The organism is Pararhodobacter marinus, from assembly GCF_003122215.1.
In the GTDB taxonomy this organism is placed as follows: domain Bacteria; phylum Pseudomonadota; class Alphaproteobacteria; order Rhodobacterales; family Rhodobacteraceae; genus Pararhodobacter; species Pararhodobacter marinus.
This window is the reverse complement of the sequence record NZ_QEYD01000006.1, coordinates 232,281-246,809: the sequence shown is the minus strand read 5'-3', so window position 1 is coordinate 246,809 and position 14,529 is coordinate 232,281. Positions and strand designations below refer to the sequence as shown.

General features: G+C 69.0%; 14 protein-coding genes. 10 read left to right on the top strand and 4 right to left on the bottom strand.

Features of this window, described 5'->3' with window-relative positions:
* Positions 1-81 precede the first annotated feature (81 nt).
* A complete protein-coding gene (locus C4N9_RS11700) occupies positions 82-693 on the top strand; it encodes a MarR family winged helix-turn-helix transcriptional regulator (RefSeq protein ID WP_168192212.1) in 612 nt (203 codons plus the stop codon).
* A 209-nt stretch (positions 694-902) separates the two neighbouring features.
* Positions 903-1,823 (top strand): ornithine cyclodeaminase family protein, encoded by a 921-nt coding sequence (locus tag C4N9_RS11695; RefSeq protein WP_109533503.1) that lies wholly within the window; start codon positions 903-905, stop codon positions 1,821-1,823.
* A gap of 4 nt (positions 1,824-1,827) precedes the next feature.
* Here C4N9_RS11695 and C4N9_RS11690 read toward each other — a convergent pair whose 3' ends face one another.
* Together C4N9_RS11690 and C4N9_RS11685 are read right to left on the bottom strand one after the other, a co-directional pair.
* Complete coding sequence (locus C4N9_RS11690; RefSeq protein WP_109533502.1) at positions 1,828-2,562, bottom strand: ABC transporter permease; 735 nt, start codon at positions 2,560-2,562, stop codon at positions 1,828-1,830.
* Positions 2,563-2,564: 2 nt separating this feature from the next.
* Positions 2,565-3,428, bottom strand: a complete 864-nt coding sequence (locus C4N9_RS11685) for an ABC transporter ATP-binding protein (protein WP_109533501.1) — start codon at positions 3,426-3,428, stop codon at positions 2,565-2,567.
* 153 nt (positions 3,429-3,581) lie between these two features.
* Here C4N9_RS11685 and C4N9_RS11680 point away from each other — a divergent pair, with 153 nt between their 5' ends.
* Entirely contained in the window at positions 3,582-4,457 is an 876-nt protein-coding gene (locus tag C4N9_RS11680; protein ID WP_109533608.1) for a LytTR family DNA-binding domain-containing protein, read from the top strand.
* Positions 4,458-4,463: 6 nt separating this feature from the next.
* On the opposite strand, the gene C4N9_RS11675 is transcribed toward C4N9_RS11680, so the two are convergent.
* Both C4N9_RS11675 and C4N9_RS11670 read right to left on the bottom strand, forming a co-directional pair.
* Positions 4,464-5,363, bottom strand: a complete 900-nt coding sequence (locus C4N9_RS11675; RefSeq protein ID WP_109533500.1) for an NAD(P)-dependent oxidoreductase — start codon at positions 5,361-5,363, stop codon at positions 4,464-4,466.
* A gap of 106 nt (positions 5,364-5,469) precedes the next feature.
* A complete protein-coding gene (locus tag C4N9_RS11670) occupies positions 5,470-5,922 on the bottom strand; it encodes a hypothetical protein (RefSeq protein WP_109533499.1) in 453 nt (150 codons plus the stop codon).
* A 140-nt stretch (positions 5,923-6,062) separates the two neighbouring features.
* On the opposite strand from C4N9_RS11670, the gene surE reads away from it, so the two are divergent.
* From surE to dnaG, 7 genes are all read left to right on the top strand, one after another.
* On the top strand, positions 6,063-6,881 hold the full coding sequence (surE, locus tag C4N9_RS11665) for a 5'/3'-nucleotidase SurE (RefSeq protein WP_109533498.1): 819 nt from the start codon (positions 6,063-6,065) through the stop codon (positions 6,879-6,881).
* Positions 6,878-7,525, top strand: a complete 648-nt coding sequence (locus C4N9_RS11660; protein ID WP_109533497.1) for a protein-L-isoaspartate(D-aspartate) O-methyltransferase — start codon at positions 6,878-6,880, stop codon at positions 7,523-7,525. Before surE ends, C4N9_RS11660 begins: the two co-directional genes overlap by 4 nt.
* A 382-nt stretch (positions 7,526-7,907) precedes the next feature.
* Positions 7,908-9,077: a peptidoglycan DD-metalloendopeptidase family protein gene (locus C4N9_RS11655; RefSeq protein ID WP_109533607.1), complete on the top strand. Its 1,170-nt coding sequence runs from the start codon at positions 7,908-7,910 to the stop codon at positions 9,075-9,077.
* A 332-nt stretch (positions 9,078-9,409) separates the two neighbouring features.
* A complete protein-coding gene (gene prfA, locus C4N9_RS11650) occupies positions 9,410-10,465 on the top strand; it encodes a peptide chain release factor 1 (RefSeq protein ID WP_109533496.1) in 1,056 nt (351 codons plus the stop codon).
* Positions 10,462-11,295, top strand: a complete 834-nt coding sequence (gene prmC, locus C4N9_RS11645) for a peptide chain release factor N(5)-glutamine methyltransferase (RefSeq protein ID WP_109533495.1) — start codon at positions 10,462-10,464, stop codon at positions 11,293-11,295. Before prfA ends, prmC begins: the two co-directional genes overlap by 4 nt.
* A gap of 238 nt (positions 11,296-11,533) precedes the next feature.
* On the top strand, positions 11,534-12,352 hold the full coding sequence (locus tag C4N9_RS11640; protein WP_109533494.1) for a DUF4167 domain-containing protein: 819 nt from the start codon (positions 11,534-11,536) through the stop codon (positions 12,350-12,352).
* 197 nt (positions 12,353-12,549) lie between these two features.
* On the top strand, positions 12,550-14,502 hold the full coding sequence (gene dnaG / locus C4N9_RS11635) for a DNA primase (protein WP_109533493.1): 1,953 nt from the start codon (positions 12,550-12,552) through the stop codon (positions 14,500-14,502).
* Positions 14,503-14,529 lie beyond the last annotated feature (27 nt).

The window sequence follows — 14,529 nt, the reverse complement described above, 5'->3', positions numbered from 1 at the left end:
TGTCGATGCCACTTTGTTTCGAAACGCTACCTTTTCTCAAACCCCCTTGTCAACCGCCCTTCTGCGATTAGGTACGGGGCCATGAGCGAACCTGCACACACGATGCCCCCTCTTCCCGACACCACGCCCCGGCTTGGCGCCGACCATTCGGCCGAGCTGCTGGTGCATGTGTCGCGGCTGGTCTATGGCTGTTCCTCGGATCCCAGCCTGACGCCGACGCAATGGACGGCACTGCGCTATTTCGCCTCGGCCAACCGGTTTTCGCGCACGCCGTCGGCCTTTTCCGAATTCAACGCCACGACGCGCGGCACCGCCTCGCAGACGGTAAAATCGCTCATCGCCATGGGTCTTCTGGCCAAGCGCGCGCATGAGACGGACAAACGCTCGTTCCTGATCGAACTGACCGAGGCCGGGCGCGACAAGCTCAAGCGCGATCCGATGGACGATCTCTCGGCCGCCATCGCCACCCTGCCCGCAAACCGGCAGGCGATGCTGGCCGATATCCTCGGCGATCTGGTCGAGACGATGGCGCGCAAGCGCGAGGCGCCGACCTTCGGCAATTGCGGCGATTGCGGCCATTGCGATACCTCGCGCCCCGGCGAGGTTTTCTGCCGCTGCACCTCGATGATCCTGACCGACGCCGAGACCAGCACGCTGTGCATCGATTTTGCCTCGGCACTGGCGAAACGCTGAGCGGCACTTTTCCGACTTTCGGCTGCCCGCAGCGCGCGCCTTGGCGGCAATCAAAGTCTGGCCCGCATTCGGAATCCCCTGTGCAACCGGCTGGTTTCGGAACGCCTGACGTTGATGCCCGCCCGTGCCCGCAACGCCTGACATTTCACTAACCCGACATTGACACCGCCCCTTCCGTCGCCGCAGACTTCGCGCAAACGGAGGCGCCGATGATCCCTGTCCTGACCCGCGAGGCGGTCGAGCCGCTGCTCGACTGGATGACGCTGAGCGACGCGCTTCTGGAGGGCCACCGTCGCCCGCCTGCGCAGGTCGAGGACGTTCTGCTCAGCCGCGCGGATGACCGGCTGCTGTCGCGCAGCGCATGGATCGACGGGATGGGCGTGGGCGTGAAATCCGTCACCGTCTTCCCCGGCAATCCCGCGAAGGGCAGGCCCAGCGTGCAGGGCGCGATGCTGGTCTTCGACGACGCCACCGGCGCCCTGCGTGCGGTGGTCGACAACCCTTTGGTGACGCGCTGGAAAACCGCGGGCGACTCGCTTCTGGGGGCGCGGCTTCTGGCCCGGCCCGACGCGCTGCGCTACCTGATCGTCGGCGCGGGCAGCGTGGCGGAATCGCTGATCGAAGCCTTTCGCGCGTGGAAACCCGATCTTCGGATCGCGCTTTGGGCGCGCCGCCCGGAGGCCGCCGAAGCCGTGGCCGATCGCCATCCCGGCGTGACACCCGTAACCGATCTGGCCGAGGCCGTGTCCGGGGCCGATATCGTCAGCACCTGCACCATGGCCCGCGCGCCGGTCATCGCGGGCGACTGGCTCCGCCCCGGCACCCATCTGGACCTGATCGGCGCCTTCACCCCCGACATGCGCGAGGCCGACGACCGCGCGCTGCATCGCGGCAAGCTCTATGTCGACAGCCGCGCCACCACGATCCGGCATATCGGCGAGCTGATGATCCCGCTCGCCTCGGGCGCGATCACCGAGGCCGATGTGCTGGGCGATCTGGGGGATCTGGCCGCCCATGGCGTGCCGCCCCGCGCCCGGGACGACATCACGATCTACAAGAACGGCGGCGGCGCGCATCTCGACCTGATGACCGCGCGGGTGATGCTGGATGCGTGGGAGGCGCGGCAATAGCCCCTTAGCCGAACATCGCCCGCCGGTGCCGGGCCTGCGCCAGCGCGGTCAGCGCGATGGCCAGCAGGGTCCACCCCGCCAGCAGCGCCAGATAGCGCCCGGGCATCGCCCGCCCGTCGATGGCCGCCCAGGCGATTTCGCCCATCGCCCGCGTGGGCGTCCAGACCGAGATCGCGGCAACGCTGTCGGGCAACAAAGCGGGCGGCATCCACAACCCGCCCAGATAGGCGAGCGGCAGGAACAGCAGGTTCGACAACGGCACCGCCGCGCGCGCCGACACCGCCGAGCCCAGCGCGATCCCCATCAGCACCGACGGCACCGAGACCAGCGCGCAGGCGACCAGAAGCCGCATCGTCTCGCCCCGGCCGGGGATCACGCCGCCGATCCAGCGCCCGGCCAGAAGAACCATGCCCACTGCCGCCAGGACGACGACCATCGCCACGACGATCCGCGCGGCCCAGCCGACCCACTGCGCGCCGGGCAGGCTGCGTTGCCACAGCACGAAGGGCGTTTCACGGTCCTGCGCGACGCTCACGCCGAACTGGTAAAAGCCCACACCCACAACGGCATAAACGGCGAAAGACGCCAGCGCGTAGATCCCCGCCGGCCCCTCGGCCATTGACGCGCCGAAGAAGCTGTACAGCATGGCGGGAAACAGGATCGTCGGCACCCAGAATCCGGGCTGGCGCATGAGGATACGGGCGGCAAGGACCAGTTCGGCCCGAAGATGAGAAAGCATGGTCAGACCTCGTGACGCAGATGGGCAAGGATGTCCTTGAGCGCGAGCGGATGGATCAGCAGGTCGCGAAACCCCACGCCCTCGCGCACCAGCCGGGTGACGACGGCATCGCTGTCCGCGCTTTCCAGATGCCGCCGCCCGTCGGTATCGGGGGCGGGCAGCCAGTCCGGTGCGGCGCCGTCGACCACCAGGCTGATCCGGTTGATACGCATTGTCGCGCGCATTTCGGCGAGCGTGCCGTCCAGCACGCGCTGCCCCCGGTCGATCATCGTCAGGCGGTCGCAGATCGCCTCGATCTCGTCCCAGTGATGCGAGGTCAGCAGCATCGCGCCGCCGCTTGCGACATAATCGCGCGCCAGCGACTGGAAGGCTTCCTGCGTCGCGGCATCGAGCCCGGTCGTCGGTTCATCCACCACCGCGAGCCTTGGCGCGCCGCAAAAGGCCAGCGCCAGCGCCACGCGGCGCACCTCGCCCCCCGAGAACCCCGCCATGCGCCGGTCGATCAGCCGCTGAAGCCCGAACGCCGTGAGCAGCCTGTCGGTATCGGGCCGCTTGCCGTGGCGCGCGCTGGCATAGGCGATCAGCTCGCGCGGGGTGATTTGCGGCGGGAAAGCAGCGGATTGCGGGGTCAGGCCCATGCTCTTGCGCGCCGCCTCGCTGCCGGCGGGATGACCGAAGATCCGGATTTCGCCGCGATCGGCGGGGCGCAGCCCGGTGACCAGCGACAACAGCGTCGACTTCCCCGCCCCGTTGGGCCCCAAGAGCCCCAGCGCCTCGCCGGGGGCGAGCGTCAGGTCCACCCCCTCGACCGCTGTCACCGCGCCGAAACGCTTGGCCAGCCCCCTTGCTTCGATTGCCTGCAACACGTCGTGCTCCTAAGACCATATCAGACTTGAATTATCAGGGCCCTTGGGTATTCAACCCCTATGCCGGAGGGACACAGGAAATACGTGGCGAAGCCGTCAGACCGCGCGAACGGGCAGTGGTTGCAGCCCGCGCTTCGTGAAACGCAGCGGTTCATGGCGCGCAAACGCTTCTGGGGGATCATCGCGGCGGCCATTCTGGTCACCGCGCTGGCCGGGCCGTTCCATACGATGGACGAAATGGGATTCGCCGGGCGTCTCGCCTATTGGGCCACCGCCATCCTGGCGGGCGCGTTCCTGGCCACGCCCCTGTCCTTCATCACCCGCGAGCTCAACCGGGGCGGCCACATGCACTGGGCGCTGGCCGCCACCATCGCCAGCGCCATCGCCGCCCCGGTCATGCTGGGGCTGATCCTGTTCATGGAGGTGCAGATCCGCGGACTCATCCCCGGAAGCGTGCTGACCCTGGCGATTTACGTGATCGTGCCCCTTGCCGTGGTGAACCTTGTCGTCAACGGGTTCGTCGCCTTGGGCGACCGCGACACCAAGGCCATCAGCGCCGAGGCTTTCCGCCCCCGTTTCGCAGACCCTTCCACCGACCCTGTCTCCGGGCCCGTCTCCGAGCCAGTCCCGGATCCGGGTTCGAATGCGGCCGCCGACACGCTGCCCACCGCGACCGTCACGCCCCTGCTGTTCGAGAAGCTGCCGTCCGATCTGGGCAGCGACCTGATCAGCCTGCGCGCGCAGAACCATTATGTCGAGGTCACGACGACACGCGGAACGGCGCAGGTGCTGATGCGGCTTTCGGATGCCGAGCGCGACCTTGCGCCTTACGAAGGGATGCGGGTGCATCGCTCGTGGTGGGTCAATCTGGCGCATGTCGCCTCCCATGCCCGCACGAGCGCGGGGGGGATGGAGCTGACGCTCAGCAACGGCCAGAAGGTCCCGGTCTCGCGCAACCAGCGCGCCGCGCTGCGCGCCGCCCTGCCGGGACGCGGCGAAAGCGGCGATCTCAGCGAAGCGGCCGAATAGGCCCGACTATTCCAGCCGCGCGGGAAAGCCCTCGGCGCGCAGGTCGGTGCCCAGGAGATCCTCGAGCAGCTTGGCGATCTGCGTCGATTGCGCCCCGCCGCCATAGGCCGCACGCCCGCGCAGGAAGGTCTGTTCCGTGGCCGAGGCCAGATCCAGCGGCACGCCGAATTCCCGCCCGAACCCCATCGCGAAGCCCAGATCCTTCAGCGCCAGGTCCATCGTGAAGGCGATGTCGTAGCTGCCGTTCAGGATCAGTTGCCCCTCGGTTTCGTGCACGAAGGAATTACCCGACGAGGCCGCGATCGCCTCCCACGCGGTTTTCAGGTCCAGCCCGCCGCGTTTCGCCAACATCAGCGCCTCGGCATCGGCCACCAGATGGATGAAGGCCAGCATGTTGGTGATCACCTTGATCACCGCCGCCGCGCCCAGTGGCCCCATATGGAAGAGCCGCCCGCCCATTGCCTGTAAGGCCGGGCGGTGGCGCTCGACCAGCTCCGCGTCGCCGCCCGCCAGAAGCGTGATCTCGCCCCGCGCGGCCAGATGGACGCCGCCGGTGACCGGGCATTCCAGCACGCCCATCCCCGCCGCCTGCGCCCGCAGAGCCAGCCGCAGCATGTCCTCGCGCCCCAGCGTCGACATCTCGATCCAGTCGGCACCGGGCTTCATCGCAGGCAGGATCTGCGCCAGCACCGCCTCGCTGATCGCGGGCGACGGCAGGCAGGTGATGACCGCGTCGACCTCGGCCACCGCCGCTTCCGGGCTGTCGGCCCAGCCCGCGCCCAAGGCGTCGAACCGCGCCCGCGCCGCCGGATCGCGGTCATGCACGACCAGCGCGATCCCGGCGCGGGCCAGCGACGCCGCCAGATGTCCGCCCAGATTTCCCAAGCCAATGAAGCCGTATCGCATCGCGCCCTCCTGATTGTCCCGCCCTCAGGCTGACAGACAGGGTCCGGCGCGCGCGCCTGTTCGCGACATCAGGCGCGCCAAACCAGCCCGGCGGCGCGCGGACGCGTCAGTTCCCCAGGGGCGCGCTGGCGCGCTCGTCGCCCACCAGCGCATGGGCCTGGATCGGCGCCGAGGGCGGGTTCAGACATTCGCCATAGGCCCCGGCCCAGTCGCTGGGAAAGCCGTCTTCCAGGAAAGTCAGGGTAAAGGTCCCCCAATAGGCCGACTTTCCGCCCAGCGGATCGACCATCTCGACCGAACAGGCGACATCGCCGTCATAGGCGATCCACAGACCGGTATAGGTGCCGCGCCCGCCCATCATGTCGTCGCCCAGCCCCGGCACGATCATGCGCACATCCACCTGGCTTTCATCCTCGCCCGAATAAAGGCGCAGAACCGCATCCGATCCCAGCGTCTGTTCCCAGATGATCGGCCCCATATTGGTCTGCCAGGCTTCGTCGGCCAGTGCAGGCAGCGCGAGGACGGAACAGGCAAGGGCGGTCAGAAACTTGGCACGCATGAAAAATCCTCCGGGGCAATCGTTATGCTGTCCCCACTGTGCCACGGAAAGCGGCATCGGCCCAGCCTTATCCCGCCCGTCGCTTGCCGCCTGCCCCGGCCTGCACTAAGCAAGGGGCGGAAAAGGAAGAAAGGCGATCCATGCGCATTCTCGTGACCAATGACGACGGCATCAACGCGCCGGGCCTGAAAGTGGCCGAGGCCATCGCCGCCGAGATCGCCGGGCCCGAGGGCGAGGTCTGGACCGTCGCCCCCGCCTTCGAGCAATCGGGCGTCGCGCACAAGATCAGCTATACCCATCCGATGCTCATCGCGAAGATGGACGAGCGCCGCTTCGCGGCCGAGGGCAGCCCCGCCGATTGCGTCCTGGCGGGTTATTACGAGGTGCTGGGCGGCGAGAAGCCCGACCTGGTCCTGTCGGGCGTGAACCGGGGGAACAACGCGGCCGAGAACACGCTCTATTCGGGCACCGTGGGCGGCGCGATGGAGGCTGCCTTGCAGGGGATTCCGGCCATCGCGCTGTCGCAATATCTGGGCCCGCAAAGCGCCGACATGGACGGCGGGCTGTTCGAACCAGCCGTTGCCCACGGCACCCGCGTCGTGCGCCGCCTGCTCGATCAGGGGCTTTGGACCGAAGACGATTACCGCCTGTTCTACAACGTCAATTTCCCGCCCGTCCCGGCCGATGCCGTGCGCGGCACCCGCGTCACCGCGCAGGGCTTCCGGCGCCACACCACATTCGGGGTCGAGCCGCATAATTCGCCCTCGGGCCGGCGGTTCCTGTGGATCAAGGGCGGGCCTCAGCACCTCAGAACGCTGCCGGGTACCGATGCCGAAGCCAATCTCGACGGCTATATCTCGATCACGCCGCTGACCTGCGACATGACCGCCCATGACCGGCTGGGCGCGCTGCGCGACGCGCTCGACGAGACGATCGAGGCGAAGAAGGCGGGAAAATGACCGACGAGGAACGCCGCGAACAGATGATGCGCCTGATCCTGACCCTGCGTTCGCGCGGGATCACCGATCCGGCCATCCTGCGCGCTTTCGAACGCATCGATCGCGGCGCCTTCGTCACCGGCTTCTTCGCCGACCGCGCCTACGAGGACACGCCGCTGCCCATCGCCTGCGGCCAGACGATCAGCCAGCCCTCGGTCGTGGCCCTGATGACCGAAGCGCTCGAGGTCGAGCCGCGCCACAAGGTGCTCGAAGTGGGCACCGGCTCGGGCTACCAGGCGGCGATCCTCAGCCAACTCGCGCGGCGGGTCTATTCCGTCGAACGCCACCGCCCGCTGATCGCCGAGGCGCGCGCGATCTTCGCCCGGCTCGATCTGCACAACATCACCACCATCGCCACCGATGGCAGCTTCGGCCTGCCCGACCAGGCGCCCTTCGACCGCATCATCGTCACCGCGGCGGCGGAAGACCCGCCCGGCCCGCTGCTGGCCCAATTGCGGGTCGGCGGTGTGATGGTGTTGCCGGTGGGCCAATCCGATACCGTCCAGAGCCTGATCAAGGTGCGCAAGCTGGAAACCGGCTACGATTACGAAGAGTTGCGCCCGGTCCGCTTCGTGCCGCTGCTCGAAGGCATGGCCAAGGACTGAACAGGGCGAGAGCCGCTGTTTCTGCCTCCGCTTGGGCCCCGGCCCCGGCGCACAGCACGGGGTGCGGCACTGGGCACCCGTCGTGGCAGCAGCCCGCCGAGGATGCGCGGAAATCCACAACACGTTGTGGTGATGGGGTGTAACACCCCTTGTTTTCCGCTATAAATGGGGCAAAGCCCCGCGCTCCGGGTGCCCTGCCTCGGTCGGCCCTTCCCTTGTTTGCGGACCGGCGGTGCGGGACCCCCGCAGGGCGGGACCGGAAAACGGCCGACCAGAAGGCCAGACAGACGGACAGGCGGACAAAAACGGAATGGGCAGCGAAAACGTGCGCGAACGGCAAGACGGCAAGATGGACGAACGCAACCACACCCCGCTCTGGCGGATGAGCGGCCTGCTTCTGGCGGGCGGCGTGCTTCTCGCGGGATGCTCGGGGGGCAACGATCTCGACTGGGACCTGCGTCCCGCGGGCCGGTTCAACACCGCCGATGCGGCGCAAGGCGCCACCGGCGCCCGCCCCGCCCCCGATTCGCGCGGCGTGATCTCGTATCCCGGCTATCAGGTCGTCGTCGCCCAGCAGGGCGAACGCGTGAGCGACATCGCGCTGAGGCTGGGCGTCGACGCCAATGCGCTGGCCCAGCATAACGCCGTCTCGACCGACACGCCGATGCGCGGCGGCGAGCTTCTGGTCCTGCCCTCGCGGGTGGGCGACAGCGCCACCGGCACGATCACCGCGACGCCGCTGGGCGGCGGCACCGCCAGCGGCACCGCCCCCGCCGGAAGCGAACCGCTGCGCCACACGGTCGAGCGTGGCGAAACCGCCTTCACCATTGCCCGGCTCTACAATGTCTCGCCGCGCTCGCTGGCCGACTGGAACGGCCTGCCCGCCGATATGAGCGTGCGCGAGGGCCAGATCCTGATGATCCCCACGGGCGCGCAGACGATCACCGCCGCCGCCGCGGGCGAGCCGCTGAACCCGACCGGGATCAGCGCACCGGCGCCGGCCACGACGGCTGCGAGCCCCGCCTCGGCTGCGCAGGCCACCGCCGACGTCGCCTCGCAGCCCGGCCAGGGCACGCTGACCCCGGTCCCGCCCTCGGCCGCGACGCCGCTGCCGGAGGAAGACCCCGAACCCGCTGGCCAGGCCGCCGCCGCCGCGGAACCCCCAGCGCCCGTCGCCGATATGAGCAGCCAGCGCAGCACCGGCGCGCGGCTGGCGATGCCGCTGCAGGGCCGCATCATCCGCGCCTATGCGCAGGGCCGCAATGACGGCATCGGCATCGGTGCCGCCGCCGGCACGGCGGTCACCGCCGCGGCCTCGGGCACGGTGGCAGCGATCACCGAGGATACCGACCAGGTGCCGATCATGGTGATCCGTCACGAGAACAACCTGCTCACGGTCTATGCCGGTATCGACAATATCCGCGTCAGCCGCGGCGACAGCGTGTCGCGCGGGCAGACCATCGCCTCAGTCCGGGCGGGCGATCCGTCCTTCCTGCATTTCGAGGTACGCGAAGGCTTCGAATCGGTCGACCCGATGCCTTACCTGCAATAAGCGCCGCCCGGATGCGTCACGGGTGAGGGGTTTCGCCCTCGTCCGCGACGCCTCCGGCGCCGAGCCCTCGCGCGACCGGGCGCGCCGCTGTCGCGGCGCGCTTTTGCGTTGCGCCCGGGATGGCGGGGCGCGGGCGGGATTTGCTGGCGGAGGTTATCGGCGGAGGGGGGCAAGGAGGGGGCTGTCTGCCCCCTCGGCGCTGCGCGCCTCACCCCCGAGGATATTTGGGGAACAAAGACGGAGCGAGACGGGGCGAGACGGTCTTTGGCTGTGTGCGAAGAGCCGGGGGCCTGCCTCTTGACCTGCGCGCGCGCGCGGCGCAAACCCGCGCCATGCTGCCCGAAGACGCCCTCGACCAGATCACCCGCCGTTTCGAGTATCTCGAAGCGCGGCTTTCCGCCGGGGCCGAACCTGCGGAACTGGCGGAACTCGGTCGGGAATACCAGGGGCTGAAACCCGTGGTTGCGGCGACGCAGGAATGGCGCGCGGCGCTGAGCCAGCGCGACGAGGCGCGCGCGCTTCTGGCCGATCCCGAGATGAAGGCGCTGGCGCAGGACGAGCTGGACACGCTGGCCGAGCGTATCCCCGAGCTGGAAGCGATGCTGCGCGTGGCGCTCTTGCCGCGCGATATCGCCGATGAGCGCCCCGCGCTGATCGAGATCCGCCCCGGCTCCGGCGGCGAGGAAGCGGCGCTGTTCGCGGGCGATCTGCTGCGCATGTACCAGCGCTATGCCGATGCGCGCGGCTGGACGAGCGTGATGATCGCGCAGACCGAGACCGAGCTGGGCGGGCTGCGCGAGGCGGTGATGCGGATCGAGGGCGACGGCGTCTTCGCGCGGCTGAAATTCGAATCGGGCGTGCACCGGGTCCAGCGCGTGCCGGTCACCGAATCGGGCGGGCGGATCCATACCTCGGCGGCGACGGTGGCGGTGCTGCCCGAGGCGCGCGAGGTCGATATCGACATTCCCGACAGCGATCTCCGCATCGACACGATGCGGGCCTCGGGCGCGGGCGGCCAGCATGTCAACACCACCGATTCCGCCGTGCGCATCACCCACCTGCCCAGCGGCCTGGTGGTGACGAGTTCCGAGAAGTCCCAGCATCAGAACCGGCGGCTGGCGATGGAGGTGCTGCGCGCGCGGCTTTTCGACCTGGAGCGCCGCAAGGAGGCCGAGGCGCGCGCCGCCGACCGCAAGGCTCAGGTCGGCACCGGCGACCGGTCCCAGCGCATCCGGACCTACAATTTCCCCCAGGGCCGCGTGACCGATCACCGCATCAACCTGACGCTGTACGCGCTGGCACAGGTGATGGCGGGCGATCTGGACCCGGTGATCGACCCGCTCATTGCCCACGATCAGGCCGAGCGGCTGGCCGAGCTCGAGGCATGAGCACCGCGCGGGCGGTTCTGCGCACGGGCGTGGCGCGGCTGGCGGCGGCGGGCGTCGCCGATCCCGCCCGCGATGCGCGGCTGCTTCTGGCGCATGCGATGGACATCGCGCCCGACAGGGTGAGCCTGATCCTGCCCGACGCCCTGCCCGCGCCCGCGGCCGAGCGGTTCGAGGCCGCGCTCCGCCGGCGCGAAGCGCGCCATCCGGTCAGCCATATCACCGGGCGGCGCGCCTTCTGGGGGCGGGATTTCACGGTCACGCCCGATGTGCTGGACCCGCGCGGCGATACCGAGACGCTGATCGCCGAGGCGCTGAACGCCCCTTTCGCGCGGCTGCTCGATCTGGGCACCGGCTCGGGCGCCATCGCGGTGACGCTGCTGGCCGAACGCCCGCCGGCGCGGGGCGTGGCCACCGACATTTCGCAGGCCGCGCTGGACGTGGCCGGGACGAATGCACGAAGGCTGGGCGTGTCCGACCGGCTGGAGCTGTTGCGCTCGGACTGGTTCGCGGCGGTTGCGGGGCGCTTCGACCTGATCGTCTCGAACCCGCCCTATATCAGCGAGGCCGAGATGGCGGGCCTTGCCCCCGAGGTCCTGCACGAGCCGCATCTGGCGCTCACGCCCGGCGGTGACGGGTTGGCGGCTTACCGCGCCATCGCGGCAGGCGCGCGCGACACGCTCACCCCCGGCGGGCGGCTGCTGGTCGAGATCGGGGCCAGCCAGGCGCGCAGCGTCGCCGCCCTGCTCGAGGCGGCGGGGCTGTTGTCGCTAACGGTTCTGGCCGACCTCGATGGCCATGACCGCGTCGTCGCCGCGCGGGCGCCGCTCTGACCCCGGATTTGCGGTGTTTTCGTCACGTTTGGGCGAAAACACGCCCGTCTTAACGGGTTTTTTCCACTTTCACTCTTGTATCGAAGGGGTTCGCGTGTTTACTCCAGCTTGTGCCGGGTTTGGTCGCGACGTTGACTGCCCCATCCCGAAGCACGCTAATCCAGATTGACTGACCCCAAAGCGCCATCAGGCGCAGGCTTAGGGTCAAACGACCCGACCAAGGCCGGAATTCGCTTTCATGAGAACTTCGAACAAACGTTCGCGCTCCAAACAGAACCGTCCGCGCTCGCTGGGCAATATCGTCAACCGGGTTTTCGACAGCTCGGGACCCGAGGGCAAGGTCCGCGGAACGCCGCAACAGATTATCGACAAGTACACCGTTCTGGCGCGTGACGCCCAGCTTTCGGGCGACCGCGTGGCGGCCGAGAATTTTCAGCAACATGCCGAGCATTACACCCGGATGCTGAACGAAGCGCAGGCGGAACTCGCCCGCGAGGCCGAGGCGCGGCGCGACCAGCAGAACAACAACGGCAACAATAACAACAACAACCGCCGCAACGATCAGCGCGGCGACCAGGGCGATCAGGACGGCGACAATCGCCAGGACAATCGCCCGGACAACCGTCAGGATGGCGGGCGCCAGGATGGGGGCCGTCAGGACAACAACCGCCAGGATAACGGGCGGCAAGAGAGCGGACGCGGGCGCAACCGGCGCAGCGACGACCGCCGCGGCGGGCCGCGCGACCAGAACGATCCGCGGGACGACAACCGGCGCGACGATGCCCAAGCGGGAGCACAGGACGCGGCGCAGGATGACGATTCGGGGTCGATGCTGGTCGAAACGCCCGAATCGCGCGCCGACCACGACGCCCCGAAGGCCGACAGCGCCGAGGCCCAGGCCTCCGGAACCCCTGACGCCGGCGCAGCGGCTCAGGGCGACGAAAAGCCCAAGCCCGCACGCAAGCCGCGGGCGCCCCGCGCGCGCAAGCCCAAGGCCGATGCGGCGCCGGACATGGCCGAAAGCCCCAGCGAAGACACGCCCAACGCGGCGGAGTGACCGGGCGGGGACCTTCGGGTCCCCGTTTGCGTTCGCGGCCCCGGTGGCATCCGAGGGCAGCGCGCGCCCCCCGGACCATCGCCGCCGATCCTGTTGCCGCCCCGCGTTGCCCCGCCGTCCGGTGGTGGAACACGGACGCAACGCACCCTATATGATAGTCAGCCCCCACCCCTTGCGTCCCCTGCTGCCGAGGTCCCATGTCCCTGCCCCCCGGTTTCCTCGATGAGTTGCGCAGCCGCGTCTCCATCGCGCAGGTTGTCGGACGCACGGTCACCTGGGATCTGCGCAAGTCGAACCAGGGCAAGGGCGATTTCTGGGCACCCTGCCCGTTCCACCACGAGAAAACCGCCTCGTTCCATGTCGAGGACCGCAAGGGCTATTATTATTGCTTCGGCTGTCAGGCGAAGGGCGATGCGCTGACCTTCCTGCAGGAAACCCAGAACATGAGCTTCATGGAGGCGGTCGAGACACTGGCCCGTGACGCCGGGATGCAGATGCCCGCGCGCGAGCCCGCGCAGCGCCAGCGCGAAGATCGCCGCGCCACGCTGGCCGAGGTGATGGAAAAGGCCGTCCGCTTCTACCGGATGCAGCTGATGGGCAGCCACGCGGCGGAGGCGCGCGCCTATCTCGACCGGCGCGGCCTGAGCGAGGAGCAGCGCGAGCGTTGGGAAATCGGCTTTGCGCCCGATCAATGGCAGGCGCTCAACGATCATCTCAAGCAGGCCGGTGTCCCCGAGGCGCTGATCGCCGAGGCGGGCCTGACCACGACCGGGCGCGACAAATCCCGTCCCTATGACCGCTTCCGGGGCCGCATCATGTTCCCGATCCGCAACACGCGGGGCCAGTGCATCGCCTTCGGCGGCCGGGCCATGGCAGCGGACGCGCAGGCGAAATACCTCAACTCGCCCGAAACGCCGCTCTTTCACAAGGGCGCCAATCTCTACAATATCGGCCCCGCCCGCACCGCCAGCGGACGCGGTCAGCCGCTGATCGTGGCCGAAGGCTACATGGACGTGATCGCCCTGGTCCGCGCCGGGTTCGAAGGCGCGGTCGCGCCTTTGGGCACCGCCGTGACCGAAGACCAGCTGCGGCTTCTGTGGCGGATGCATGGCGAGCCCATCGTCGCCCTCGACGGCGATGCGGCGGGCCTGCGCGCGGGTCTGCGACTGGCCGATCTGGCGCTGCCGATGATCACCGCTGGCCAGAGCCTGCGCTTCGCGCTGCTGCCCGGCGGACAGGATCCCGACGACCTGATCCGCGCCGGTGGCGCGCAGGCGATGCAGAGCGTGATCGACAATGCCGTGCCGATGGCGACGCTGCTGTGGGACCGCGAGGTTCAGGGGCAGGTTTTCGACAGCCCCGAGCGTCGCGCGGCACTGACCAAGCGGCTGAAGACACTGTGCGGCACCATTCAGGACCCCGATCTGCGCGAACAGTATCAGCGTGAATTCAACGACCTGCGCTATCAGCTGTTTCGCCGCAACGATGCGCCGCGCGGCGGCAAGGGCGGCTATGGCACGGCGCGCGGACGCAAAGGCGCCGAGGCCCCCCTGCCCGGCACGCGCGGCTCGTTCCTGGCCGCCGGCGCCGAAGGCGCGGACGAGGAATTGCGCGAAGCGGTGATCCTGGCCGTCTTTTTCGCCCATCCCGTGCTGCTGGCCGAGTTCGACGGCCAACTCATGCAGCTGGAAACGCGCCGCGACGATCACCGCACGCTTCTGGACCTGCTGCTGCAGGCCGCGCATGAAGACCCCGCGCCCGATCACGCCCAGCTGGCGCAGCGCGGCGGCGACGCGCTTGCGGCGCTGATGCGACAGCCGCATGTGACCATCGCGCCGATGTTGCGGCCGGGGGCGGATCTGGGCTTCGTGCGCCAGTGTCTGGCCACCGACCTGGAGGTTCTGATCACCCGCCGCGCCCTCAAGCGCGAGCTCGAGGAACTCAGCGCCGAGCTGGATTCCCTGCCCGACGACACGCTGACCTACCGGCTGGGCGAGGCGGCCGCCGCCTTCGACCGTGCCGGGCGCAGCGATTCCAACGATTCGACGACCGATCTGGGCGAAGACCGCGCCAGCCTCTCGGCGCATCTGCAAAGCCTGATTGATTCGCAGGTCTGGATTAAGAAAAAGCGACGACCCGGGCCGGGTTAGCGGCAAATGCCCCCCATTTCCGCCGCC